The following is a 23,523-nucleotide window of genomic DNA, read 5'->3' on the forward strand; positions in this document are numbered from 1 at the left end:
GATAAATCATAATGCTGAAAGTAATAAAGGGCTTGGGTGTTTTTGTCGGGCTAATATGTAGCTTAATGGTCTTTATTGTTGTCTGTTTAGTGGCCATTAATGCAACAGACAGAACAAAGTCACCTAACACGCTATTAGTTGAAAACTGGCTAAAGCAACAGCCTATCGATCCAAGCGAAAATGGTTTTGTATATTTACAAACTTTTATCGGCACTTTTCAGGATGTAACGACTAAAGAAGTGGCCACTACATTAAGTTTCAATGATGAGGAAGATCAACTACTACGCGATTACAAAAAATCGTGTTATCAAACTGATGTGGCAACCTGTAATGAATTTCTTGAAAAGAATAACGAAAGTATTTTACAAGCAATTCATGCACACAAAACCGATGCAACCCATTATAGAAAGCTGATTGAAATGCCTTATTGGCAAGAAGATATTCAGTATTTAACACCTGAAAATCTTTTTAAATGGGCGCCACTACTTAAATTACGAACAATCAGTGAACTTACCGTTTTAATAAACCTTGACGGGTCCTCTAACCCTAACGTGAATGAAGCCTTGTTAACATTTTTAAATAAAGATGCTCAATTCTGGAATATGGTTTATCACTCATCTCGCTCTATATTCAACCATATGATTGCCGTTAGCGTAATCAAATCTCAACTTAACTTTGCCAGCACTTTAGCTAGAACACTCGATACGGCAGTTCTACAGAGAGTCACTACTTGGCAAACGCCATTCGAATTAACTAATAGCGATTTTGAGAGAGTATTTTCTGGTGAATGGCAGTTTGCTCATAACACGATGCAAAAAATGATAACGGATGCGCAGGAAGAGACGGTGCCATTTTATGAGAAATGGTTAGCTGATACTTTTTTTAACCCCATTGACAGTGATAATCTCATGGCTGAATTTATTGTTAGCTTGGTAAAAGAACCGATATCCACAAACCCCTCTCACACACTTAAACAACCAAGTTATTGTTCTAACGACAATAAATTACAGCAATTATGGCATTTACGCTACAACCCTGTAGGTAAAATATTAAGTTGTGCTAATTACGAAAGAAATCTTAAGTTACAGTTCATCAATATGAACAATGAAATAGAACAGCTGCGCACAAATTTAATAGTGACTCAATAAATAAAATTATAATTAAACTAAAATCGAGAGTCTAAATATGTCAAACATCGCAACGTGCGCTTTTGACATATTAAATGCTTTAAGGCTCTTATAGATAATACACCGCTAATTGCACACCGATTAACGAAAAGATCCCCGCCAATACATCATCAATCATAATCCCAAAACCACCATGCACTTTGGCATCAAGCCAACGTATAGGCCATGGCTTTATAATGTCAAAAAAGCGAAATAATACAAAACCGAGAGCTAACCATATAAAACCTAAAGGCGCGGCAATCATGGTGATCATCAACCCAACCACTTCATCCCACACAATAGCGCCATGGTCGTGTACACCCATATCTCTGGCCGCTTTCCCACAAATATAGAATCCAGCAAGCATACTAATACAGGTGATGATGAGGTAATTCGTTAAGCTTAACTGCTGCATGAGCAACACTATGGGCACTGCGGCTAAGGTACCAAAGGTACCCGGCGCTTTGGCCGCTTTACCGCTGCCAAAGCCTAATGCCAAAAAATGAATTGGGTGGGCTAAAGACAGTTTTTTAACGAATTTATCTTGGGTTAATAGTCTCATAGTACTCAATTAAAAATGCACAAAGCCACGTGAAATGGGGGTAAATACTTGCCCATCTTCTACTAGTTTTAATTTATCGCCGGCGCTGATCTGACCAATTTTAACAAACTTCACCCCAGCATGAATTAGCGCGGTATCAATTGCACCGCGTTGTGACTCTGGCACAGTAAATAAAAGTTCGTAGTCTTCACCGCCCGTTAATGCATAACTTAATGCATCTTCACGACTAAGATTGGCTTTAAGTGAGTTTGATAAAGGAATTAGATCCACATCAATGATGGCGCCGACTTTCGATGCCGATAACACATGTCCAATATCAGACATTAAGCCATCAGACAAATCGATAGCGCTTGTGGCGAGAGTGCGTAGTGCTTGACCTGCCAACACACGAGGCGTTGGGTAATAATGGCGGTTAATCAGATATTGTTTATCTTCAGCGTTAACGGTTTTAACTCCTCTGATAATATCAAGGCCTAAGGCTGAATCACCTAAGGTTCCCGTCACATAGATCCAGTCTCCTCTTTTTGCACCTGCACGGGTTAATGCTGTTCCTTTAGGGACTTGGCCATTAATCGTAATGCTGATACTGCGCGGACCACGGGTGGTATCACCACCAATGAGTGCAATACCATAATATTCAGCAATATCAAAAAGGCCGGCACTGAACTGGGCTAACCAAGGTTCATCAACACAGGGTAACGTCAGTGCTAAAGTAAACCAAGCGGGCTCTGCCCCCATTGCGGCAAGATCAGAAAGGTTAACCGCTAGCGATTTATAACCTAAAGCATGAGCTGGAATGTCTGCTAAAAAATGGATATTTTCAACAAGGGTATCACAAGAAATTGCTAAAGATTTCTTGTCCGCAGGATTCACTAACGCACAGTCATCGCCGATGCTTAACTCAACATCGCGCCTTTTTTGACCTTTATTGCGGAAGTAATGTTCGATGAGTTGAAATTCTTTCACATTCAGTCTGGTACGGTAAACCGTCCACCTTAATTTTGAAACAATTAATAACAAATGAAAACGGTATCCGAAGATACCGTTCTGGTGTTACTTATGCTTCACTAACTTATCAAGCAAGCCGTTGACAAATTTGTGACTATCTTCAGCACCAAACGCTTTCGCTAACTCGATACCTTCGTTAATAGCCACTTTAAACGGCACATCTTTACGGAAGGTCAACTCGTAAGTTGCCAGACGCACAATGGCTTTTTCTACTGGTGACACTTCTTCAAAATTACGATCAAGATGTGGCTTTAACAGCTCATCAATTTGCGATATTTTTGATGCTACACCGGTTAATAGCTCACGAAAATAAGCGACATCAACACCGTCAGTGTTCTGTTCAGTTAAAAACTCATGTTCTACGTCAGCAACTTTGTTTTTACTTAACTGCCATGAATAAATGGCTTGAACGGCTAAACGGCGGGCCTTACGGCGCTCTGAAGGTTTCATACTTTTCCTACTATTACAGCTGTTGTTCTAGTTGTTGCAGTACATTAACCATTTCAAGCAAACTAAGGGCAGCTTCGCCACCTTTGTTACCTGCTTTAGTACCTGAACGCTCAATAGCTTGCTCAATGGTATCTGTAGTTAATACACCGAATGAAACAGGAAGATCGTACTCTAATGCAACTTGTGCAAGACCTTTGTTACATTCACCAGCAACAAATTCAAAATGAGGTGTACCGCCACGGATGACAGCACCTAATGCAATGATCCCGTCAAACTTTCCACTTGCAGCAACACGTTTTGCAGCAAGCGGTAATTCAACTGCACCAGGCACTCGAACAACAGTAATGTTGTCGTCACTGACCTGGCCGAAACGCTTTAATGTGTCTATTGCACCGTCAAGCAGACTTTCAACTAAAAAGCTATTGAATCGCGATATTACAATCGCCACTTTGGCATTTTTCGCTTCGATATTACCTTGAACTACGTTCATTCTATCTTACCTAAATTAGCTAAAGCACCCCGCTCGGGGCAAAAAAGAGGCGCTATGATATCACAGCCGAAAGCCCTGAGCGCTATGCAATTAATGAAATTATTAAATTTACCATAAGCCAAAATTATTCAGCTATATAATCCGTTACTTCTAAACCAAAACCTGACAAGGAATGGTAACGCTTTGGCGAACTTAATAAGCGCATTGTACTGACACCTAGACTCGACAGAATTTGCGAGCCGACGCCAACACGACGTGATGTTCCTTGCCACATGGCTCCTGCTGGTGATTGGCCATTATCTTCGGCCTCAAACGCTTTCACTTTTGCCAGAATCTGACTTGAATGCTCAACGTTACCCAGTAACACCAATACGCCACCTTCTAAAGCAATGCGTTGCATGGCTTTTTCTAATGGCCAGCTACGTGTTTGATCTCGCTCAGAATGCAGTAAATCGTTAAAGGTGTTTTGCAAATGCACACGCACTAAACAATTAGGCTTCACTTCATCTTTAACCAATGCGTAGTGTAATTGATTATCAATAGTGTCTCTAAATGTCACCATAGTAAAATCACCAAAACGAGTCGGTAGTTTACATTGAGCTTCGCGTACAACCGTGGTTTCGTTGGTGTTACGGTATTCAATTAGGTCTGCAATGGTACCGATTTTAATCCCATGCTTTTGACTGAATATTTCTAAATCAGGACAGCGCGCCATGGTGCCGTCTTCATTTAAAATTTCAACAATCACAGCTGAAGGTTCACAGCCAGCTAAGCGCGCTAAATCGCAACCGGCTTCAGTATGGCCAGCACGCGTTAATACCCCGCCTTCTTGTGCCATTAACGGAAAAATATGCCCAGGTTGTACTAAATCAGAGGCTTTGGCATCTTTGGCAACAGCGACTTGAACGGTCACGGCTCGGTCATGAGCTGAGATCCCGGTTGTGACCCCGGTCGCCGCTTCAATTGATACGGTAAAGTTAGTCGAGAACTGCGCATTGTTGTTGGTAACCATTAAAGGCAAGTTAAGCTGCTGACAACGCTCTTTGGTCATGGTTTGGCAAATTAATCCGCGACCATAGGTTGCCATGAAATTGATTGCAGCAGGCGTCACTTTATCAGCGGCCATGATCAAATCGCCTTCATTCTCTCTGTCTTCATCATCCATCAAGATAACCATCTTACCTTGACGAATATCTTCAATGATTTCTTCTATGTTATGTAGCGCCATTGTCAGACCTTTCTCTATTAAGTTTTTTGATTTTAAATAATTAAATCAATTTGTATTTGTTATTTTGAATAATGTCTTGTACATAATCATTGGGTATAAATATTTATGCCTGGAGCGATTAACGCAAAAAACCAGACTTAGCTAATAATTCCATTGTCACACCCGATGACGGCTGTGCATGGCTAGCATCAGGTTGCATTAAACGCTCTAAATAGCGGGCAATTAAATCCACTTCGATGTTCACGCTGTCACCAACTTTGAGATCCACCAGCGTGGTTTCACCCGCAGTATGAGGCACGATGGTTAATCTAAAACGAGTTCCATCAACTTCATTGACGGTCAAACTAACGCCATCAATGGTGACCGATCCTTTGTGAGCAATGTAGCGACTTAATTGAACCGGTACCGATAACCAAAACTCAAGTGCCTTGCCTCGGTAAGCACATTGCTCAATTTTTGCAATGCCATCAACGTGGCCACTGACCATGTGTCCGCCCAATCTCGTGGTCGCCGTAACGGCTTTTTCAAGATTAACCTTTTGGCCAACTTGATAACGACTAAAACCTGTTAATTCAACTGTTTCAGCCGATATATCCGCAACGTAGCTATCGCCTAAACGCTCAACAACGGTCAAGCACACACCATTTGTGGCAATGCTATCCCCTAGGTTTACATCGGTTAAATCCAACTTGCCGCTGGCAACGGTTAAGCGGATATCGTTACCTTTGCGATCAATTTTACGTAATGTACCAAGGGCTTCGATTATCCCAGTAAACATAATGACTCACTTTTTGCTTTTAAACTTTGCAGTTGTTCAGGTTTTTCTTAAACAACTGCCACATTAATAGGGTTGATTATATCTGAGGATATAACGCTTATCTTGTCCAACGTTGCGCTCATCAATTAATTGCAATGCAGGCGTTTGCTCCATGGCACTGTAATCGGGTAACTGCAACATATTACGTCCATGGCTGCCTAACAGTTTTGGCGCTTGATAAAGCACAATGTCATCGGCGAGGCCTTGAGCAACAAACGCCCCAGCTAAGGTCGCACCCGCTTCGACTAAAACAGAATTAGTATGCTGGCCTAAATACGTTAGCAAAGCTAACAATGGGATCCTGCCCGACGAGTCACATTCTAATTGTAAAAAAGAAACGTGTTGTGGAAAAGCAGCTTTAGCACTTTGGGAATATTGACAGCCAGAAACCAGTAAAATAGGACTTTGAATTGAAAATAACCTTTGTGTTGCCGTCAGTCTCGCTCTGCTGTCTAGCACAACCCTTAAAGGTTGGAAAATTTCATCTTTAGTATGGCAAGTGGTTAACTCACCTAACGCCTCATAGCGCACATTAAGGCTAGGGTCATCGATAAGGATTGTTTCAACGCCTGTGATTAATGCACAGTGGCTGGCACGGTATTTTTGCACATCGGCTCGAGCAGCACTGCCGGTAATCCACTTTGACACCCCATTAGACAGGGCTGTTTTACCGTCTAAACTGGCGGCTATTTTAACCGTGACCCAAGGAAGCCTAGTTTTCATGCGCTTCATAAAGCCTAGATTGAGATCATAAGCTTGTTGGCTGAGTAGTCCTACATCGACCTTAATTCCAGCCTCACGTAACATGGTGATACCGCGGCCTGACACTTCTGGGTTCGCATCGGTCACAGCAACAACGACTCGCGCAACCTTGGCGTTAATTAACCCTGAAGCGCAAGGTGGCGTACGACCATAATGACTGCAAGGTTCTAAGGTTACATAGGCGGTGGCGCCTTGAGCGCTATGACCATTATCAAGCACCATTTTCAGCGCATTGACTTCAGCGTGGCCTTCGCCAGCACGCTGATGGAAACCCTCACCGATAATCTTATTCTGATAGACAATGACACAACCAACACAGGGGTTGGGCCTAGTGGTATAACGGCCTTTCTCGGCAAGCGCTATAGCACGGCTCATCATTTGGGTGTCAAAAGTAGGCCCGTTGGACATGATAGATAATCTCTTATTGCTTAGATGCCATGATAACCGTTAAAAACGGTCATTACACAGCATTACTTTTGCAACTTAGCAATGGCCTCGCCAAATTGTGACACATCTTCAAACGCACGATAAACAGAGGCGAAACGAATGTAAGCCACCTTATCAAGGTTCATCAACTGTTCCATCATAAGATTACCAATCATTTCCGAATCCACTTCGCGCTCACCAGTCGCGCGCAGCATTGATTTAATTTTTGTCAACGCTTGATCAATGTCATCAATAGAAACCGGACGTTTTTCAACGGCACGCAACATGCCGCCGCGCAGTTTCTCTTCATCAAATGGTTGTCGGGTGCCATCGCGTTTTATCACTCTAGGCATGACTAATTCAGCGCCTTCAAAAGTGGTAAAACGTTCATGACATTCGGTACATTCCCGGCGACGACGGACTTGGTGACCATCAGCCACTAATCGAGAATCTATCACTTTGGTATCGGTCGCGCTACAAAAAGGGCAATGCATTAGGACTCCTGCAGAAAAAATGGCCGCTAGCAATTAGCGGCCATTAAAGTTTATCCTATTTGGTGAACAAGGTTAACCTAAACCTGTATCAACAGACATCCAAATACGATTAACCGTATACAGGGAATCGAGCACACAAGGTCAATACTTGACCTTTTACGCGCTCAATAACCGCTGTATTAGATGCATCATCAAGAATGTCACAAATCCAACCGGTCAATTCTTTCGCTTCAGCTTCTTTAAAGCCGCGACGAGTAATGGCTGGTGTACCAATACGAACACCAGAGGTCACAAACGGTGAACGAGGGTCGTTAGGCACTGAATTTTTGTTAACGGTAATGTTGGCACTGCCTAAGGCGGCGTCGGCTTCTTTACCGGTTAAATCGCGGCCAATTAAGTCAACCAACATTAAATGGTTTTCAGTACCGCCAGAAACGATTTTGTAACCGCGGGCTAAAAACACTTCAACCATGGCTTTGGCATTTTTAACAACTTGCTGTTGGTATACTTTAAATTCTGGCTCTAGTGCTTCTTTAAATGCGACCGCTTTACCTGCGATAACATGCATTAAAGGACCACCCTGACCACCAGGGAATACTGCTGAGTTTAGTTTTTTATATAAAACTTCATCATCGGCTGCAGAAATAATAATCCCGCCGCGTGGGCCGGCTAATGTTTTATGGGTTGTTGACGTTATCACATGTGCATAAGGCACTGGCGTTGGATAAACACCTGCGGCAATTAAGCCTGCCACGTGGGCCATATCAACAAACAAATAAGCACCAATTTTGTCGGCAATCTCGCGCATTCTAGCCCAGTCAACAATACCGGAAAAAGCCGAAAAACCGCCGATCATCATTTTAGGCTTATGTTCAATGGCTAAACGCTCCATTTCGTCATAATCAATTTTGCCAGACTCATCAATACCGTAGGGAATGATGTTGTAAAGCTTGCCAGAAAAATTAACCGGTGAACCGTGGGTCAAATGACCACCATGAGCAAGGTTCATCCCTAAAACGGTATCGCCTGGCTGCAATAACGCCATAAATACGGCACTGTTTGCTTGCGAACCTGAATGAGGCTGTACGTTAGCGTATGTTGCACCAAATAATTCTTTTGCGCGTTCAATCGCTAATGTTTCAATCACATCAACGTATTCGCACCCACCATAGTAACGCTTACCTGGATAACCTTCAGCATACTTGTTGGTTAACTGAGAACCTTGGGCTTCCATCACACGAGGACTGGTATAGTTTTCAGATGCAATCAATTCAATGTGTTCTTCTTGACGACAAGTTTCATCTTCAATGGCTTTAAATAATTCTGGATCATAATCCGCAATATTCATCGCTTTCTTCAACATGCTAGCTCCAACATCATTATCTGTATAGTAGGGTTGCGCGTTATTCTACCCTGCAACGATGATGATTCACAGTAGAAACAACATGAAATTCACTGTGTTCTGAATACAAAACTATTCATGTTTATGGCACCAAGTGGCCAGATCCTTCATTCTTTTTGACCTAAAAAGCGCTGTGGATTAAATCACACAATTGCCTGTTGAGTTCAGCTCATAATACAGTAGAATTATCATCATCTTTGTTGACAATTAGACAGTATAATTATGGCTCAATTTGTATACAGCATGCTTCGTGTGGGTAAAATTGTCCCACCTAAAAAGCAAATTTTGAAAGACATTTCATTAAGCTTCTTTCCTGGCGCCAAAATTGGTGTACTCGGATTAAACGGTTCAGGTAAATCGACATTGCTGCGCATCATGGCCGGTATAGATACCGAAATTGAAGGTGAAGCGCGTCCAATGCCTGGACTAAAAATTGGTTATTTACCGCAAGAGCCGCGCTTAAACGAGCAACAAACGGTTCGCGAGGCCGTCGAAGAAGCCCTGAGTGAAGCCAAAAATGCATTGATCCGTTTAGATGCTGTTTACGCCGCTTATGCTGAACCCGATGCAGATTTTGATGCCCTAGCCAAAGAACAAGGTGAGTTAGAAGCCATCATCCAATCTCAAGATGCACACAATCTTGATCATATTCTAGACCGTGCAGCAAACGCGTTACGTCTGCCCGATTGGGATGAAAAAATTGCTGTACTGTCCGGTGGTGAACGTCGACGGGTAGCCCTTTGTCGCTTGCTACTTGAAAAGCCTGAAATGCTATTACTCGACGAACCGACAAACCACTTGGATGCTGAATCCGTCGCATGGTTAGAGCACTTTTTACAAGAGTATTCTGGCACCGTAGTCGCTATTACCCATGACCGCTATTTCTTAGACAATGCAGCAGGCTGGATTTTAGAACTCGACCGTGGTGAAGGGATCCCCTGGGAAGGTAACTACTCCTCATGGCTTGAGCAGAAAGATGCCCGTTTGCAACAAGAATCTTCAACACAAAGTGCTCGTCAAAAAACTATCGCAAAAGAATTAGAATGGATACGTCAAGGTGCGAAAGGCCGCCAATCTAAGGGCAAAGCCCGTATGGCGCGTTTTGAAGAACTCAACACTAACGATTACCAAAAACGTAACGAGACCAACGAATTGTTTATTCCACCAGGGCCACGCCTCGGTGATAAAGTGATTGAAGTGACTAACTTAACAAAATCCTATGGTGATCGCGTATTGATTGACGATCTTACCTTTACCGTTCCCAAGGGCGCCATTGTGGGGATTATCGGAGCTAACGGTGCGGGTAAGTCGACACTATTCAAAATGATCTCAGGCGAAGAACAACCAGACAGTGGCTCGATTTCTGTGGGTGACTCAGTTCAAATTGCTTCTGTTGAGCAGTTCCGTGATTCAATGAATGATAAAAATACCGTGTGGCAAGAGATTTCTGGCGGCCACGATATTATGCGGATCAATAATACTGAAATTTCGAGCCGTGCTTATGTCGGACGTTTTAACTTCCGTGGTGGCGATCAGCAAAAAATTATCGGCACCTTATCGGGTGGCGAGCGCAACCGAGTCCACTTAGCCAAATTAATACAAGCCGGTGGCAACGTATTATTACTCGACGAACCTACCAACGACTTGGACGTAGAAACATTACGTGCCCTAGAAGAAGCGTTATTAGAGTTCCCCGGTTGTGCGATGGTTATTTCACATGACCGTTGGTTCCTTGACCGTATCGCTACCCATATTCTGGATTACCGAGACGAAGGTAAAGTGAGTTTCTATGAAGGTAACTATACTGAGTATTCAACTTGGTTAAAAGATAGCTTAGGCACCGATGTAGTAGAACCGCATCGATTAAAATATAAGCGGTTAAATAAGTAATCTCAGCTAAGGATAATAAAAGGCTATCAAACAGGCCTTTGCCCCGCTAACGATGTTACACAATAAAGCAGAGCCTAAGCGCTCTGCTTTATTGTATTTGAGCGTATTGAATGATTATGCTCAGATTAAACGATAAAAATATCAACCTACAGCAACATTTTGTCAATTCATTGTGAGCAATACACCATAATCTGTTTATAAAGCGAAAAATAACTTCCGCATTATAAATCACCAAGCTGCTTTTACTTTTTACTGATTAAATTCAGTTTATTACCGAGTTTTAACGATTTCAGTTTGTAAGCCAGTTTAACGGTGATATCAGTGAGATACGGTTCAATTTACCGTGTTTTATTGTGCTTATACCAATCCTATTAAATATGTGATCTTTCAGCGGGAGTTCAAAGTGCTGTAGGCAAGGCAGATGACATTGACGTGCGGAAAAAAGCAATTATTTTATAACGACAACGATATAACGAATTCATTGCACTATTACCTAAGGTTATTAGGGCTAATACGGCGATAGCCGAAACCGATAAAAAAATTGAAAAATCTGTTTCTTTAATCGATGAATTAACTCAAAAACCACAACAAGACGGCAAACATCTTGAAACTGAAAAAGTAGTCATATTAACTGAATATGAGGCGATAAATAAAAAACGTGCCACTAAAAGTCAGCCATTAGTTACACTCAAAAAAGATATTACTAATCATTTAATTACCGATTTATCGAAATCAAGTCGCACACAGCCAGTCGTTTAAATAGTTCGATTCAGTGTTCAACATACCCCTCTATCGCAGATTGATTGAAAGAGTCCAAAAGCAGCATTTTATCCAATACCGCTAATGGTCTTTACCGCAGCTGGCAGTGAAAACCGTATTGCGGTAGCAACTGTGATATTCTTCAATATGGCATTGGCGACGTTGTCGCCTTATTGGTGATCCCCGCAATGTACCGACTCATCTCTTCGTCAACTCACTCACCAGGGTTTGTTGAAGCACAACTTAATGACGCCATTGCCGCTCAAAAAGCGCAACAGCCTTAACCTTCACAGGTGTAATAATGACAACCCTTGCCGTATTCGTAGATGTGCAAAATATTTATTACACCTGTAAGCAAGGTTTTGGACGTTCATTTAATTACCGCGCCTTGTATAAACGTTTATCCGCACAAGGCAATATTAGCCATGCTATCGCCTATGCGATTGCTCCGGCAGATGACGGACAGGTTAAATTTCAAGATGCGCTAAAACATATTGGCTTTACGGTTAAAACTAAGCCTTATATTCAGCGTAGTGATGGCTCAGCCAAGGGAGATTGGGATGTCGGTATTACTATCGATATGCTTGAGATAGCCCCCATGGTAGATGAAGTTATTTTACTGTCTGGTGATGGTGATTTTGATTTGTTACTCAAAAAAATCAACCAAACGACCACATGCTACACCCATGTAGTAAGTGTTGAGCGCCTTACCGCAAAGTCGCTAACCGACCAATGTCAGCAATTTACCGCCATTGATAACACATTATTGATTTAGCCATTTACGCCATTACTTTATTTCACATACGCTTTATCGACACTTTTTTACAATAGCAAATCCTGATGAGTGTCTATTAGCGGTTAAATCAATAATCGCTCTAGATAAGCGATTTAATGGTTTGCCTTTCCAAAAATGAAACCGCGACCTCATAGGGTTAGGGTTGTTATTGATGTCGCTTGTCTGTGTGTCTGTGTGTCAGTGTGTCAGTGTGTCAGTGTGTCAGTCAACAATTTCAAATCGATAAAGCTTTTCTCTACGCTATGCTAGCCAAAGAAATCAGTAACATTATGTAAAAAAAAGAGCAACGGCTCGGCTTGTAACAAAAGTGATAGCGTCACGTTTTAATATAAAGGCATTACTCAAATGCTTGATGCTTGATGCTTGTGTACTTATAAGACACTTCGTGATGCAATACCAATGTCAGATTAAGTAAATTATCGTGCCCAGGACAACGATAACAAACACCATCTAAAAATACGTTTTTTGCTGTTAAGCTAAGTCGGCATCAATGCTGACATTATATCTTTGTGCTTAAAGCCCAGCGGATCGTAAGTGGGTTTACTCAATAGACCACCTCTATTCATCACGGCATTCATCTGCACATTAAACTGACATAACTTAATCCCTTCTCTTGAGCCATCATTTTGGCTATAGCTGATATATCCCCAAACCACGTCAACAAACTCGTTTCAGCGCTCCCGAATGGCAAGGCCTAGAGGCTAGGACGCTGCGTGGCTAGAACCTATAAAATCTTAGCAGCCAAGCGGCACTTGAACCTAACAAACCGAAGGTCGCTCTAGCAGCCGTAGGGGCTCGTTAACTTGTACGGTAACTTTCCAGCTTTCGCCCGTGATGGTATTTATTTTAATCCTTTTTCAGCCAAAATCGACGCCTTAACAAACTAATTTGATGACTAACTTGATGACTAACACTATGGCTAGCCTATTGTTCTATTAGCATAACAATCAACTAGTTGATGTCAATATTACTCTTTTCCGTTACCCTTATTATGACCATAAATTTATCACTGAGTCAGTTTGTAGGCATTAGCAGTAATCATATTCTAGCGGCTATTGATTGGCGATATTCGCAACAGAGGAAATATCACTTTAATAGTAAAGGTGCTATTATCCGCTTGGCACAACAGGAATATTTAATAAAGGATTATATGTCGTTAATAGGTTACCCAAACGTCCTGCTTGGTTACATTCCAACGGGCAAAGTGTGGCGTATATTTGCTCAACTGACTTTACTTGCACTTGTAAGCGCTTGCGTTATCGTCACCCCTAAAATGGCAGTGGCAGAATCACTAAGAATCACGTTAGCAGCAGAAGATAGTTGGCCCCCGTTTGCTGATGAAGTCGGAAGAGGTATTTCCCACAACATTATCAACCATGCTTTTGAGCAAGTTGATGTTGAGGTTTCCACAATTGTCGTACCTTACTCTCGGGGTCTGATTATGACCGATCGCGGCACTGTTGATGGCGTCTTTAATGTCACCCGAGAGCAGAGCACTATTGATCGCTTTGTATTTGGTAATGAGCCTCTTTTTACCGTAACGGCTTCTTTTTTCTTTGCCAAAGAATACCCTACCATTGTGAATAATAAATGGCAGATCCCAGCACAGAGCACGATTGGCATTGTGAATGGTTATGAATACGGAGATGAATTTATGACACTTGTAGAAAAACTGAAACTACACGTTATTACCGTTAATAGTCAGCGCCAATTGATCAATTTACTATTAGTGGGCAGAATTGATGCTGCGATTATGTATGATCTTGTCGCTGATGTTTACATTAACCAGATGGGTGTTAGCCATGATATAAAAGCAAAATTTAACAATCATACCAGTGAAATATTTGTCGCGTTCTCTAAACATAATCCACAAGCAAAGCACCTTAGCCAATTACTCGATAAAGGACTGCTCACGTTACAAAAACAAGGCAAGTATCATCAACTGCTTCTGCCCGCAAATAATTAACCACAATACAATGAATAACATAAGGTCATAGTGTAATGAGCCATGTCTCTGTAGAGCCCAAATACAGTCCAGTTCACTCTTTTGCGGTACAAATTTATTATGAAGACACCGACTTTTCTGGTGTGGTGTACCATCCTAATTTTTTAAAGTATTTCGAACGCGCGCGTGAACATGTCATTGGTGCAGATGTGCTTAGTCAACTTTGGCAGCAACAACAATTAGGTTTTGCGGTTTATCGCAGCGATATGTTATGTCACGATGGGGTTGAATTTGCAGAAATTATTGATGTTCGTACTCAATTTTATTTTGAAAGTAAGTATCGTACAGTGTGGAAACAGCAAATATGGCGTCCCAATGCCAAAAAGCCTGCGGTAACGGCAACCGTTGAAATGGTCTGCATGAACCAGAAGCGTCAACTTGCGCCTATGCCTGCAGAATTAATCGCCCATTTATCGGTGGGATCTTAGTCTTAGCATGGTCACCTAAAACGTCTCAATGTCGCCTTAAAGGCCATTATGTTATGGGTGTTTAATTTGCGGATGATTAAGTTGCGAATAATTAAGTTGCGGATAAATGTGTTCAAACTCACTGGCAGTGAAAGGTTTCGCAAAGTAATCACCTTGAATCGTATCCACCCCAAAAAGATGTAACGTCTCTAAGACTGACTTAGATTCCACCCCTTCAACCGTCACTTCAAAACCTAAATTTTTAGCGAGATCGATACTGGTCTTAACAATTTGTTTCGCGGCTTTGGACGTTTCAAATTCATCTAAAAAGGCTTTATCAATTTTCACTTCATCTACGGGTAAATGACGCAAATAAGCCAAAGAAGAATGGCCGGTACCAAAGTCATCAATGGCCAATTTAACCCCGATATCTCGCAATTGATTTAAGGTCATAATAGTTTGTTCTAGTGATATCATTAAGGCGCTTTCGGTGATTTCAATCGTAATGGATTCGGCAGGAACCAGATACTGGGATAGTTTTGTGGCGACATCGACTGCCAAATTGGGATTATCTAAATCAGTTGATGACAAATTAAGCGCAACATTAACGTAAATCCCCATATTTCGCCATTTGGCTTGTTGAGCTAACACGTTATCCAGCACCCAAGGACTCAGAATATCAATCATTCCGGTTTGTTCCGCTAATGGAATAAATTCACTCGGTGAAATTAGTCCTAAGCTTTCATGCTGCCAACGGATCAATGCTTCTACCTGCTTACATTGGCCACTTTTTATATCTAATTTTGGTTGAAAAACCATAAATAATTGATCTTGCTTTAATCCTTTAGGCAAGCCATTAATGATTAGCAATTCTCGGTATTGCGCTTTATCATCATCCTGATCATAAAAAGCAATCGGCTGCTTTAATGCTTTGGCTTTCTTCAGGGCTAAATCTAAGCGGCGAAGCATCAAACTCACATCCGCATGATGTTCACTTAATGACAACACCCCTAATTGCATTTTGATACTGATGGGCTGCTGTTCAATTTCAAATGGTCTTTGTAAGTCATTTTTTATGGTGAGCAACTGCTCGATAGTCAAGGGTTGGTGATAAAACAACAGAAACTCATTACCGTTCATCCGCGCAATAAACTGTGCTTTGCAATTAAGGCTATCGATCCGCTTTGCAAATGCTTTAAGCAGTTTGTCACCAAATAAAAAACCAAATAAATCATTCACAAAACGAAATTGGTGAATATCCACCAGCACCAGCATACCTTCAGAAATCGGCATTCTAGCCAGCATTTTTCGTTTAAAGCCGACACGATTGGCTAATCCGGTTAACTTATCCCGTTCGGTAATAAACAGGCTTGATTGATGTAAATCATGAAGAACGTTAATGAGCGGTTTTAACGATTTAGAAGACGAGTCTATATTAAATGAATCTTGGTTAAGCAACCTGAGTTCAAGCGAGTGAGTTAATCGCTGAATAAATCGATGTTGGCGCCAATAAATGAATGCAACAATGCACAGCATAACTGCAATAATAAATAACATTGTTATCAGTAAATAATTCATCATGTTACAGTTTCAGTCTTGTGGTTTTTAGACATTAAACAGCATTGTATTTGGATAGTGTTCATTCTGGTATTGGCTCAAAGAGTAATATCCATAAAAAATATCCATTAATAATGGCTATTCGTAGCTTTGCTTAATTGAATGATACATCTCAATAAATTCATCACTGGCTAGATCTTCTGGTGTCACAGGTAACCCGCGCTCGGCAAACACCCCTAACCTTCCCTCTAAGTCTTCACCGGCACGAAGTTCACCCGTGTAGAATGCTGCGGATCGAATAAAATCAAGGTAAGTGACCGTGTTAGGCAGGTAGTGAAGATCAGACCAACGTTCAACCACTTCCATTACCTCTGGGGCAAAGTCCCATGTTTTTAATACAGCACGGCCAATCGGCCCCTGCATTTTACGCACTAAACTGCGTAAATCGTCAATTCGACTAAACAGTTCAGGTTGAGCTTCTGCTTCGGTTAATACCGGTAATGCACCAATATTATGCACTAAGCCCGCAAGGGTTAACGTATCACGATTTAATTTTTTAGTGGGATGACGCTTATTATACATTTCGAGCATGGCACAGGATGAAGCGGTGACCTCAATCGAGGTTTTCCATACTTCATCCATGACTTCCCACACCATTTCGTTAGTGGAGATAAATAACTGCTCCATGGCAACAGAAGTGGTAATAGATTTTATTTGCACTAAGCCAATACGGCTAACCGCAGCATTGATACTTTCCGCTTTGTTACCCCGAGAATATAAGGCACTGTTAGCCACTTTAATAATTCGAGCTGAGATAGCGGCATCTTGACCAATAATATCTGCGACTTGTTTAAGACTTGAATCTTGACGAGACACGACTTCTTGAACGCGCATAGCCACTTCAGGCAATGTCGGTAGCACTAAAGCATCATCTTTAAGCTTCTTTAATAGTCCAACCAAGAGTTGATGTTCCGTCGACATGGAGTCTCCATAAATATATAGTCAATAATGTTGTGATTATATACCCAAACCGATAACGTTTGCGATTACTCAACAAGCTAGAACTTAATTAATTGTCCGCTGTTGTGCCAATTAATCGCTTAAATATTGCCTTTGTCATACTAAAAAGACAACCGACATCACAAATACCAAGGCTATATTTGTCCGCGCTAATATCCTTAAGTAAGCTTCCGACCTTGAGTTATGCAATATCCCATTAGGTCGAGAAAAACCATGTTTAAACCTGAATTATTATCTCCCGCTGGTACGCTTAAAAATATGCGTTACGCCTTTGCTTATGGTGCCGATGCCGTTTACGCAGGCCAACCTCGTTATAGCTTACGAGTCAGAAATAATGATTTCAAAATGGAAACGCTCGCCACCGGTATAGAAGAGGCACATGCCCTTGGCAAAAAATTGTATGTTGTGAGTAATATTGCACCTCACAATGCCAAGCTAAAAACCTATATTAAAGACATGCAACCTGTCATTGCGATGAAGCCTGACGCCGTTATTATGTCAGACCCAGGGCTCATCATGATGGTCCGCGAGGCCTTTCCTGAGCAAGTGATTCACTTATCGGTTCAAGCTAACGCGATTAACTGGGCGTCAGTTAAATTCTGGCAACAACAAGGCATTAAACGGGTAATTTTGTCTCGTGAATTGTCACTGGATGAAATTGAAGAAATTCGTCAACGTTGTCCCGATATTGAATTAGAAGTATTTGTTCACGGTGCACTTTGCATGGCGTATTCTGGCCGTTGTTTACTCTCTGGTTACATGAATAAACGCGACCCAAACCAAGGAACCTGTACTAATTCCTGTCGATGGAAATACGATGTGCACCAAGCACAGCAAACTGAGACCGGTGATATCATCCCTGTCGCCCCCACGGTACAGTTTGAATCGCCAACATTAGGTTCTGGCCAACCCAGTAGCGACATTGTCCTATTGCAAGAAGCCGGTCGACCTGGCGAGTATATGCCAGCGTTTGAAGATGAGCATGGCACCTATATAATGAACTCCAAAGATCTACGCGCCATTCAACATGTGGATCGCTTAACCCGAATGGGGGTTGATTCATTAAAAATTGAAGGCCGTACCAAGTCTTTTTACTATGTCGCGCGCACGGCGCAATTATACCGCCAAGCCATTGAAGATGCGGCTGCGGGCAAAGATTTTGATCGAACCTTGATGAGCAACCTTGAAGGCTTAGCTCATCGCGGTTATACCGAAGGATTTTTACGTCGCCATGTCCATGACGAATATCAAAATTACCAATATGGTCACTCTGTCAGTGATAGCCAGCAATTTGTCGGTGAGTTTACCGGGCAACGAAATGCTCAAGGATTAGCTGAAATTGACGTTAAAAATAAGTTTTCCGTCGGTGACAGTGTTGAAGTAATGACAACCGAAGGTAATTTTGTTATCACTATTGAATCGTTACTTAATCGCAAAGGCGAGTCAATCGATTCCGCGTTAGGCTCGGGGCACTTCGTGTTTCTAGCGCTGCCAGTGGATATTAATGTAAACAAAGCGATGTTAATGCGTAACCTACCTGAAGGGTTAGATACGCGAAACCCTCATCAACCCGGTTAACTTAAGGTTTTTATGGCATTAATCATTGACGATAGCTGCATCAATTGTGACATGTGCGAACCCGAATGCCCTAATGAGGCTATCACTATGGGTGAAGAGGTGTATGAAATTGATCCCGCATTGTGCACTGAATGCGTCGGGCATTACGACAAACCGACTTGTGTATCGGTTTGTCCCATTGATTGTATTGATCCCGACCCAGAACATATAGAGACACAAGATGCGCTATTAATAAAATACGCAGCAATCACGGGCAAGCTGGCAGATTAACACCGGCAAGGACTATGTTGAACCTATGCCACCGACAGTCATTACCTTTAACGAAACGACTGTACATTCAACAATAGAGAGCGCTGCGCCATAAATAAAGACCTCTCTAACAGATAATGACCAATGTGCTATTGGATGATCTAGGCAACCCATGTCAAAGATTAGGAAACGAGATGAGGACATTAACCGTCAAGCAGACAACGCGGGCGACAAAACGTTAACCGCCCCCTTTCTTAACTCCTCTATATTAATGATGGCTTATCCACGATGGCGACATCAGTAATAGTGACAGAGGGTTTTATTAGTCAACCTCAGCTGACGACAAAACGTTAACCGCACCCTTTCTTAACACCTCCATATTAATTATGGCTTATCAGCAATGGTGATAGAGGGTTTTATTCGCCAATCTGAGTTAACGACAAAACGTTAACCGCACGATTTCATAACACCTCCATATTAATTATGGCTTATCAGCAATGGTGATAGAGGGTTTTATTCGCCAATCTGAGTTAACGACAAAACGTTAACCGCACGATCTCTTAATATCTCCATATTAATTATTGCTTATCAGCGATGGCGACCTTGAGTATGCATTAACAGATTATCGCGCCGAGAGGATATTTCTGGGAATAGTGGCGCTTGGATGTATGCCTTTGAGGCAACAAAAAATCGACGTTAGCCAGATTTTCAAAGCCCTTGGCACCACCAACATCATCCCAATACATTGGATGACGTTGCCATTGACCTCACTGATGCGAACGATGAGCTTGGCCTTAGTTAAGCTTGAAAGTCTATGGCCTTCTTACTTCACCGATTCAGCGACAACCAGGGGCTTTCACTCGAACTTATCACCCGCTCAGATAACATAATCCGCCTTCAAACGACGGTGATTAGTTATTCGATAATGTATGTAAACCCTTAAATAGTTATACGGAAACTATCAAATATGGTAGTTCAGGTAAATATGCTAGTTAGGTATTTGGTAGTTTAGCAGTTGATATTATTCAAGCACAGAAAAATAGTATTTATATCAATAAATTAGCTTAATTCAGGTTCGATATTAATTCTGGCATACTCGTTGCAAAACACCTCAATAGAACGGACAACCAGTCCGAAAGTAGTAACAATCTTGTTACTACTCAATTTAACATTCCTTATAAGGGAAATAATGATGATCATGCTTAAAAACAATTTAAACAAATTACTGTTGCCATTAGTTATTGGTGGTTTATTTGCTGGAAATGCGATGGCTGCTGGCCCAACGGCAGTTAATCTTAAAAGCGCAGGTTCTTTCACTATTTTGAGCCAATCTGGCATTACTGATGTTTATCGTTCTGCCATTGTTGGTGATGTCGGCACTAGCCCTATCACAGGTGCGGCGCTACTACTTAACTGTAATGAAGTGACCGGCGCTATTTACACGGTTGATGCTGCGGGCCCAGCACCCTGCGCGATAAATTCAGCAAGCTACCTAGAATTGGCAGTGGGTGACATGGGATTTGCTTATGACGACGCCGCAGGACGTGTTTCAGTGGATTTCAATGAACTTGGTGCCGGCGAAATTGGCGGCCTAACTATGGCTCCTGGTCTTTACAAATGGTCTTCAGACGTTAATATCAGTAAAGATGTCACCCTTTCTGGCGGCCCAAATGATGTCTGGATTATGCAGGTGGCAGGTAATCTTGATCAGGCTAATGCAATGAACGTAACGTTAGCGGGTGGCGCACTAGCCAAAAACATTTTCTGGCAGGTCGCAGGCTCGGTAACGCTTGGAACGAACTCACATTTTGAAGGTATCGTACTGAGTAAAACGATGATTGCCGTAAATACCGGCACCTCTATCAACGGTCGATTATTAGCTCAAACGGCAGTGACTTTACAACAAAATGCCATTACTCAGCCTGCTGAATAAGTAGCAAGTAAGAGGGGGAGATGTTAGGTAAATATTTTCCCTACAAGTCAATTTAACAGGATTACAAGTTCAGCTCTGTAATCCTGTTTTTTTTGGTTTATTTCATTGGTTTTTCTTGCTTTTTTAATTATTTTGAAGCAAATCAATGGAGGTGTTTTTATTTGGTAGGTTACACGTTAAATACGCTAACGCTAAAGGCTTTCCCTGACCATTCGGTGATGTATAAACGTTAAAATATAACAGAAGGTAAGATGAATAATAAATTATTTTTTTGGATTAAAAGTATTTTAGCAAAATCATTCACAATGATTTTTTTAGGCTTAACTGTGGCTATTATGTTTTCATTAATGACGACCATTTTCAAAGGTATTTCAAATGGAACTGACATCATGCAGATTTTTTTGAGTAGCATCAATACTGGGATCATCGCGCTTGCAGTATTTGAGTTGGCTTTGGTGATAAATAAAGAATATTCAGGCCATGAGGAAAGTGAGAGTGATGCTGTTGCCATCTTAAGGAGAACGATCCCTAGATTTATCGGAACGGTTTGTATTGCGCTATCGCTTGAGGGATTAATTATGGTGATTAAGTATAGTCAACTCGATCTCGCCGGTAATTTATATTATCCAGTCGCCATTATTTGCAGTACTGCATTACTTTTGATTGCCTTAGCTATTTTTCTGCACTTTACAAAAAACACCCAAACATCGGCTGATTAACCCAAAGTCGTAATATTGTTTTTATAGACTGTTTATCCATTATTCAGTGAGAGTAAAGTCTTCAGCAATATCAACAGCGCTCAGTTTTATTGTCATCTTGAATAATGTTAGCTTAATTGACTGAGCAACTCGCGTTATCAGGCATTTTTTCTATGTCTTTTTGGCTGCTGCGAATATTGCTATCTTCGGGTTGTAGTCTACGCGCTTGTTCGATCATTGCCATCGCACGCGGTTTGCAACCAGACAAAGACAAACTATAGGCGAAGTTATTTAAATAGGCGGCCTGTTGCTCAGCCTGTTGATCAATATAAGTCAATCCCTGTTGATACCAAAAAGCGGCCTGGGCGTTATCAATGGCTAAATAATAATTGCCGAGTAAAAAGTAACTTAGCCAGTAGTCAGGCCACTGTCTGGTGGCATTTTCAAGGGCACTGATCCCTTGAGTACTTTTACCACTACTGAGCAGATCCTGAGCGGCGCTGGCATAAATGAAAGGATCAAAATGTAAACTGGTTTTATCCGCTGGCACGGCAGCCAACAACCAATACTGACCACGCAGCCAGGTTCGTTCAAATACTTTTAGTTCGGCGATACGGTTTTTATCGGTGCCTGAATGAAGCACTACCTGCTGATTATCAATATCGTAGCCTGTCACCACAGCGTAATGCCACATTGGATACCATGAGGTCGATACATTTTGTAAAATAATGACCGGAATATTTTCACTCACCAAAGACAGTAGCTGGGTCAGATTGCCAGATTCTGCATAGGCCAGCAGCCCCTGTTGACGTGCAGCTGCAACCATTTCAATTTGTAAACTGCCTTGCAACTCTGGAATAAACAGTGCCGGCGCTATTTGTTGCGGCGTTTTGATTACCCCATAAAAATTGAATACTTCCGCGAGCGTGGTGGGGCCACAGAAATAATCCTCTTGAGGGTAAAAAGGCACCCCAGTAATTTGATGTTTAGGCGCAATAGCGGGCGGGTTGGCTAGCAATATGGCGGTCTGGGGTGGTATCGACAGACAGCCGCTGAGAAATAAACAAAAGCCAGTAATACACATGGCTTTTGTGAACATGCTGTTGGCATTCATGCTTGAAAATACGATTTAATTTATCGGCCGAATAAAGGAAAATACATCGGTAACACCCACCAAATCGAGCACCACCAACACAACTAATACTGTGACGACAACCCCTACTACGCCAGCAGCTGCAGGCATATCATTCATCTGGGTATTTAATTGATTTATTTCCTGATCGGTCATACTGGCAATGCGCATCTCTGCATCCTCGAGACTGACCCCAAGTGCCACCAGTTTGTCTTGAACCTCAGCGCTGTTAAACATTTCGAGAACTTGCTGTTTATTATAAATACTTTGCTGCTGGACTATAACCTGCTCCGAGGAAACTACGCCAGCGTAGGCGGTCGAAATACAAGTCAAATAAGTTAACATTACTGCGGCGACTGCGAGAACTGTTTTCATTGGATTTCCTTTGGTTTAGCGAATGTAAATTCCTCATAGAGAATAGAGCGAATATTAAGCAATAACAAGCTGTATCGGGATGATACCCACTAGACAGGAAAGATAAATGACTGTTGCTGATTTGGGGACTGATTTGAGAATTGTTTTGGGAGCTGCGGCGACTCACATTACCAGTCCTAGATGCTAGGACGCTGCGCGGCGAGATCCTATAACATCTTAGCAGCGAAGCACTAGTAGGACGCCGCCCGTTCTAGCAGCGAGGCAACACTAGAACCTAGCAGACCAAAGGTCGCTCCAGCAGCCGTAGGCGTCCTATTCC

At 41.9% G+C, this 23,523-nt stretch carries 23 protein-coding genes and 1 pseudogene; 10 read left to right on the top strand and 14 right to left on the bottom strand.

The features are described 5' to 3' along the window. Nucleotides 1-89 precede the first annotated feature (89 nt). The gene (locus CXF80_RS08520; RefSeq protein WP_157822201.1) at nt 90-1,148 is read left to right on the top strand and encodes a hypothetical protein; all 1,059 of its coding nucleotides are present in this window, start codon (nt 90-92) and stop codon (nt 1,146-1,148) included. 88 nt (nt 1,149-1,236) lie between these two features. Here CXF80_RS08520 and CXF80_RS08525 read toward each other — a convergent pair whose 3' ends face one another. The 9 genes from CXF80_RS08525 to glyA form a co-directional block, all read right to left on the bottom strand. Next, nucleotides 1,237-1,728 carry a phosphatidylglycerophosphatase A family protein gene (locus tag CXF80_RS08525; RefSeq protein ID WP_101032470.1) on the bottom strand — a complete coding sequence of 164 codons (492 nt, stop codon included), beginning with the start codon at nt 1,726-1,728 and terminating at the stop codon, nt 1,237-1,239. A gap of 9 nt (nt 1,729-1,737) precedes the next feature. Next, nucleotides 1,738-2,694, bottom strand: coding sequence for a thiamine-phosphate kinase (thiL, locus tag CXF80_RS08530; protein WP_101032471.1), 957 nt, complete (start codon nt 2,692-2,694; stop codon nt 1,738-1,740). 87 nt (nt 2,695-2,781) lie between these two features. After that, a complete protein-coding gene (nusB, locus tag CXF80_RS08535) occupies nt 2,782-3,186 on the bottom strand; it encodes a transcription antitermination factor NusB (RefSeq protein ID WP_101032472.1) in 405 nt (134 codons plus the stop codon). A gap of 13 nt (nt 3,187-3,199) precedes the next feature. Next, the gene (ribH, locus tag CXF80_RS08540; protein ID WP_011636512.1) at nt 3,200-3,676 is read right to left on the bottom strand and encodes a 6,7-dimethyl-8-ribityllumazine synthase; all 477 of its coding nucleotides are present in this window, start codon (nt 3,674-3,676) and stop codon (nt 3,200-3,202) included. Between the two features lie 124 nt (nt 3,677-3,800). Continuing rightward, nucleotides 3,801-4,904 (bottom strand): bifunctional 3,4-dihydroxy-2-butanone-4-phosphate synthase/GTP cyclohydrolase II, encoded by a 1,104-nt coding sequence (gene ribBA / locus CXF80_RS08545; protein WP_101032473.1) that lies wholly within the window; start codon nt 4,902-4,904, stop codon nt 3,801-3,803. 118 nt (nt 4,905-5,022) lie between these two features. After that, on the bottom strand, nt 5,023-5,682 hold the full coding sequence (locus CXF80_RS08550) for a riboflavin synthase (protein WP_101032474.1): 660 nt from the start codon (nt 5,680-5,682) through the stop codon (nt 5,023-5,025). 63 nt (nt 5,683-5,745) lie between these two features. Continuing rightward, nucleotides 5,746-6,891 (bottom strand): bifunctional diaminohydroxyphosphoribosylaminopyrimidine deaminase/5-amino-6-(5-phosphoribosylamino)uracil reductase RibD, encoded by a 1,146-nt coding sequence (gene ribD / locus CXF80_RS08555; protein WP_101032475.1) that lies wholly within the window; start codon nt 6,889-6,891, stop codon nt 5,746-5,748. Between the two features lie 62 nt (nt 6,892-6,953). Continuing rightward, complete coding sequence (gene nrdR / locus CXF80_RS08560) at nt 6,954-7,403, bottom strand: transcriptional regulator NrdR (protein ID WP_101032476.1); 450 nt, start codon at nt 7,401-7,403, stop codon at nt 6,954-6,956. 109 nt (nt 7,404-7,512) lie between these two features. Beyond that, nucleotides 7,513-8,766 carry a serine hydroxymethyltransferase gene (glyA, locus tag CXF80_RS08565; protein ID WP_101032477.1) on the bottom strand — a complete coding sequence of 418 codons (1,254 nt, stop codon included), beginning with the start codon at nt 8,764-8,766 and terminating at the stop codon, nt 7,513-7,515. Nucleotides 8,767-9,027: 261 nt separating this feature from the next. On the opposite strand from glyA, the gene ettA reads away from it, so the two are divergent. The 3 genes and pseudogenes from ettA (at nt 9,028) to CXF80_RS08580 (ending at nt 12,229) form a co-directional block, all read left to right on the top strand. After that, a complete protein-coding gene (gene ettA, locus CXF80_RS08570; RefSeq protein ID WP_101032478.1) occupies nt 9,028-10,695 on the top strand; it encodes an energy-dependent translational throttle protein EttA in 1,668 nt (555 codons plus the stop codon). A gap of 834 nt (nt 10,696-11,529) precedes the next feature. After that, nucleotides 11,530-11,738: pseudogene (locus tag CXF80_RS08575) on the top strand (hypothetical protein); the annotation flags it as partial. A 17-nt stretch (nt 11,739-11,755) separates the two neighbouring features. Next, nucleotides 11,756-12,229, top strand: a complete 474-nt coding sequence (locus CXF80_RS08580; protein WP_101032479.1) for a LabA-like NYN domain-containing protein — start codon at nt 11,756-11,758, stop codon at nt 12,227-12,229. 497 nt (nt 12,230-12,726) lie between these two features. On the opposite strand, the gene CXF80_RS20410 is transcribed toward CXF80_RS08580, so the two are convergent. Beyond that, nucleotides 12,727-12,906, bottom strand: a complete 180-nt coding sequence (locus tag CXF80_RS20410) for a hypothetical protein (RefSeq protein ID WP_232772065.1) — start codon at nt 12,904-12,906, stop codon at nt 12,727-12,729. Nucleotides 12,907-13,208: 302 nt separating this feature from the next. Between CXF80_RS20410 and CXF80_RS08590 the strand changes: the two genes are divergently transcribed. Further along, the gene (locus CXF80_RS08590) at nt 13,209-14,216 is read left to right on the top strand and encodes a substrate-binding periplasmic protein (protein WP_232772066.1); all 1,008 of its coding nucleotides are present in this window, start codon (nt 13,209-13,211) and stop codon (nt 14,214-14,216) included. Nucleotides 14,217-14,251: 35 nt separating this feature from the next. Then, the gene (locus CXF80_RS08595; RefSeq protein ID WP_101032480.1) at nt 14,252-14,683 is read left to right on the top strand and encodes an acyl-CoA thioesterase; all 432 of its coding nucleotides are present in this window, start codon (nt 14,252-14,254) and stop codon (nt 14,681-14,683) included. A gap of 51 nt (nt 14,684-14,734) precedes the next feature. Here the strand turns inward: CXF80_RS08595 and CXF80_RS08600 are convergent, their stop codons facing one another. Further along, nucleotides 14,735-16,219, bottom strand: coding sequence for a putative bifunctional diguanylate cyclase/phosphodiesterase (locus CXF80_RS08600; protein ID WP_232772067.1), 1,485 nt, complete (start codon nt 16,217-16,219; stop codon nt 14,735-14,737). Nucleotides 16,220-16,357: 138 nt separating this feature from the next. Beyond that, nucleotides 16,358-17,200, bottom strand: a complete 843-nt coding sequence (locus CXF80_RS08605) for an HDOD domain-containing protein (RefSeq protein ID WP_101032481.1) — start codon at nt 17,198-17,200, stop codon at nt 16,358-16,360. 252 nt (nt 17,201-17,452) lie between these two features. Here CXF80_RS08605 and trhP point away from each other — a divergent pair, with 252 nt between their 5' ends. From trhP to CXF80_RS08625, 4 genes are all read left to right on the top strand, one after another. After that, nucleotides 17,453-18,817 (top strand): prephenate-dependent tRNA uridine(34) hydroxylase TrhP, encoded by a 1,365-nt coding sequence (gene trhP, locus CXF80_RS08610; protein ID WP_101032482.1) that lies wholly within the window; start codon nt 17,453-17,455, stop codon nt 18,815-18,817. 12 nt (nt 18,818-18,829) lie between these two features. Continuing rightward, nucleotides 18,830-19,087: a YfhL family 4Fe-4S dicluster ferredoxin gene (locus CXF80_RS08615; RefSeq protein WP_101032483.1), complete on the top strand. Its 258-nt coding sequence runs from the start codon at nt 18,830-18,832 to the stop codon at nt 19,085-19,087. A 1,168-nt stretch (nt 19,088-20,255) separates the two neighbouring features. Then, a complete protein-coding gene (locus tag CXF80_RS08620; RefSeq protein ID WP_232772068.1) occupies nt 20,256-20,999 on the top strand; it encodes an ice-binding family protein in 744 nt (247 codons plus the stop codon). Between the two features lie 251 nt (nt 21,000-21,250). After that, nucleotides 21,251-21,718 (top strand): hypothetical protein, encoded by a 468-nt coding sequence (locus tag CXF80_RS08625; protein ID WP_101032485.1) that lies wholly within the window; start codon nt 21,251-21,253, stop codon nt 21,716-21,718. Nucleotides 21,719-21,830: 112 nt separating this feature from the next. Here the strand turns inward: CXF80_RS08625 and CXF80_RS08630 are convergent, their stop codons facing one another. Next, a complete protein-coding gene (locus tag CXF80_RS08630; RefSeq protein ID WP_232772069.1) occupies nt 21,831-22,796 on the bottom strand; it encodes a PA2778 family cysteine peptidase in 966 nt (321 codons plus the stop codon). Between the two features lie 30 nt (nt 22,797-22,826). Next, entirely contained in the window at nt 22,827-23,204 is a 378-nt protein-coding gene (locus CXF80_RS08635) for a PA2779 family protein (RefSeq protein WP_101032487.1), read from the bottom strand. Nucleotides 23,205-23,523 lie beyond the last annotated feature (319 nt).

Source organism: Shewanella sp. Actino-trap-3 (assembly GCF_002836275.1).
Lineage (GTDB): Bacteria > Pseudomonadota > Gammaproteobacteria > Enterobacterales > Shewanellaceae > Shewanella > Shewanella psychromarinicola.

Excerpts from the sequence above, each read along its gene's own strand:
- CXF80_RS08620 (WP_232772068.1), top strand. The coding sequence starts at position 20,256 with ATGATGATCATGCTTAAAAACAATTTAAACAAATTACTGTTGCCATTA.
- CXF80_RS08625 (WP_101032485.1), top strand. The coding sequence starts at position 21,251 with ATGAATAATAAATTATTTTTTTGGATTAAAAGTATTTTAGCAAAATCA.
- CXF80_RS08525 (WP_101032470.1), bottom strand. The coding sequence starts at position 1,728 with ATGAGACTATTAACCCAAGATAAATTCGTTAAAAAACTGTCTTTAGCC.
- CXF80_RS08590 (WP_232772066.1), top strand. The coding sequence starts at position 13,209 with ATGTCAATATTACTCTTTTCCGTTACCCTTATTATGACCATAAATTTA.
- ribD (WP_101032475.1), bottom strand. The coding sequence starts at position 6,891 with ATGTCCAACGGGCCTACTTTTGACACCCAAATGATGAGCCGTGCTATA.
- ribH (WP_011636512.1), bottom strand. The coding sequence starts at position 3,676 with ATGAACGTAGTTCAAGGTAATATCGAAGCGAAAAATGCCAAAGTGGCG.
- CXF80_RS08580 (WP_101032479.1), top strand. The coding sequence starts at position 11,756 with ATGACAACCCTTGCCGTATTCGTAGATGTGCAAAATATTTATTACACC.
- CXF80_RS08630 (WP_232772069.1), bottom strand. The coding sequence starts at position 22,796 with ATGTTCACAAAAGCCATGTGTATTACTGGCTTTTGTTTATTTCTCAGC.
- ribBA (WP_101032473.1), bottom strand. The coding sequence starts at position 4,904 with ATGGCGCTACATAACATAGAAGAAATCATTGAAGATATTCGTCAAGGT.
- trhP (WP_101032482.1), top strand. The coding sequence starts at position 17,453 with ATGTTTAAACCTGAATTATTATCTCCCGCTGGTACGCTTAAAAATATG.
- CXF80_RS08595 (WP_101032480.1), top strand. The coding sequence starts at position 14,252 with ATGAGCCATGTCTCTGTAGAGCCCAAATACAGTCCAGTTCACTCTTTT.
- nusB (WP_101032472.1), bottom strand. The coding sequence starts at position 3,186 with ATGAAACCTTCAGAGCGCCGTAAGGCCCGCCGTTTAGCCGTTCAAGCC.
- CXF80_RS08615 (WP_101032483.1), top strand. The coding sequence starts at position 18,830 with ATGGCATTAATCATTGACGATAGCTGCATCAATTGTGACATGTGCGAA.
- CXF80_RS08635 (WP_101032487.1), bottom strand. The coding sequence starts at position 23,204 with ATGAAAACAGTTCTCGCAGTCGCCGCAGTAATGTTAACTTATTTGACT.
- CXF80_RS08600 (WP_232772067.1), bottom strand. The coding sequence starts at position 16,219 with ATGTTATTTATTATTGCAGTTATGCTGTGCATTGTTGCATTCATTTAT.
- CXF80_RS08550 (WP_101032474.1), bottom strand. The coding sequence starts at position 5,682 with ATGTTTACTGGGATAATCGAAGCCCTTGGTACATTACGTAAAATTGAT.
- nrdR (WP_101032476.1), bottom strand. The coding sequence starts at position 7,403 with ATGCATTGCCCTTTTTGTAGCGCGACCGATACCAAAGTGATAGATTCT.
- CXF80_RS08605 (WP_101032481.1), bottom strand. The coding sequence starts at position 17,200 with ATGTCGACGGAACATCAACTCTTGGTTGGACTATTAAAGAAGCTTAAA.
- glyA (WP_101032477.1), bottom strand. The coding sequence starts at position 8,766 with ATGTTGAAGAAAGCGATGAATATTGCGGATTATGATCCAGAATTATTT.
- ettA (WP_101032478.1), top strand. The coding sequence starts at position 9,028 with ATGGCTCAATTTGTATACAGCATGCTTCGTGTGGGTAAAATTGTCCCA.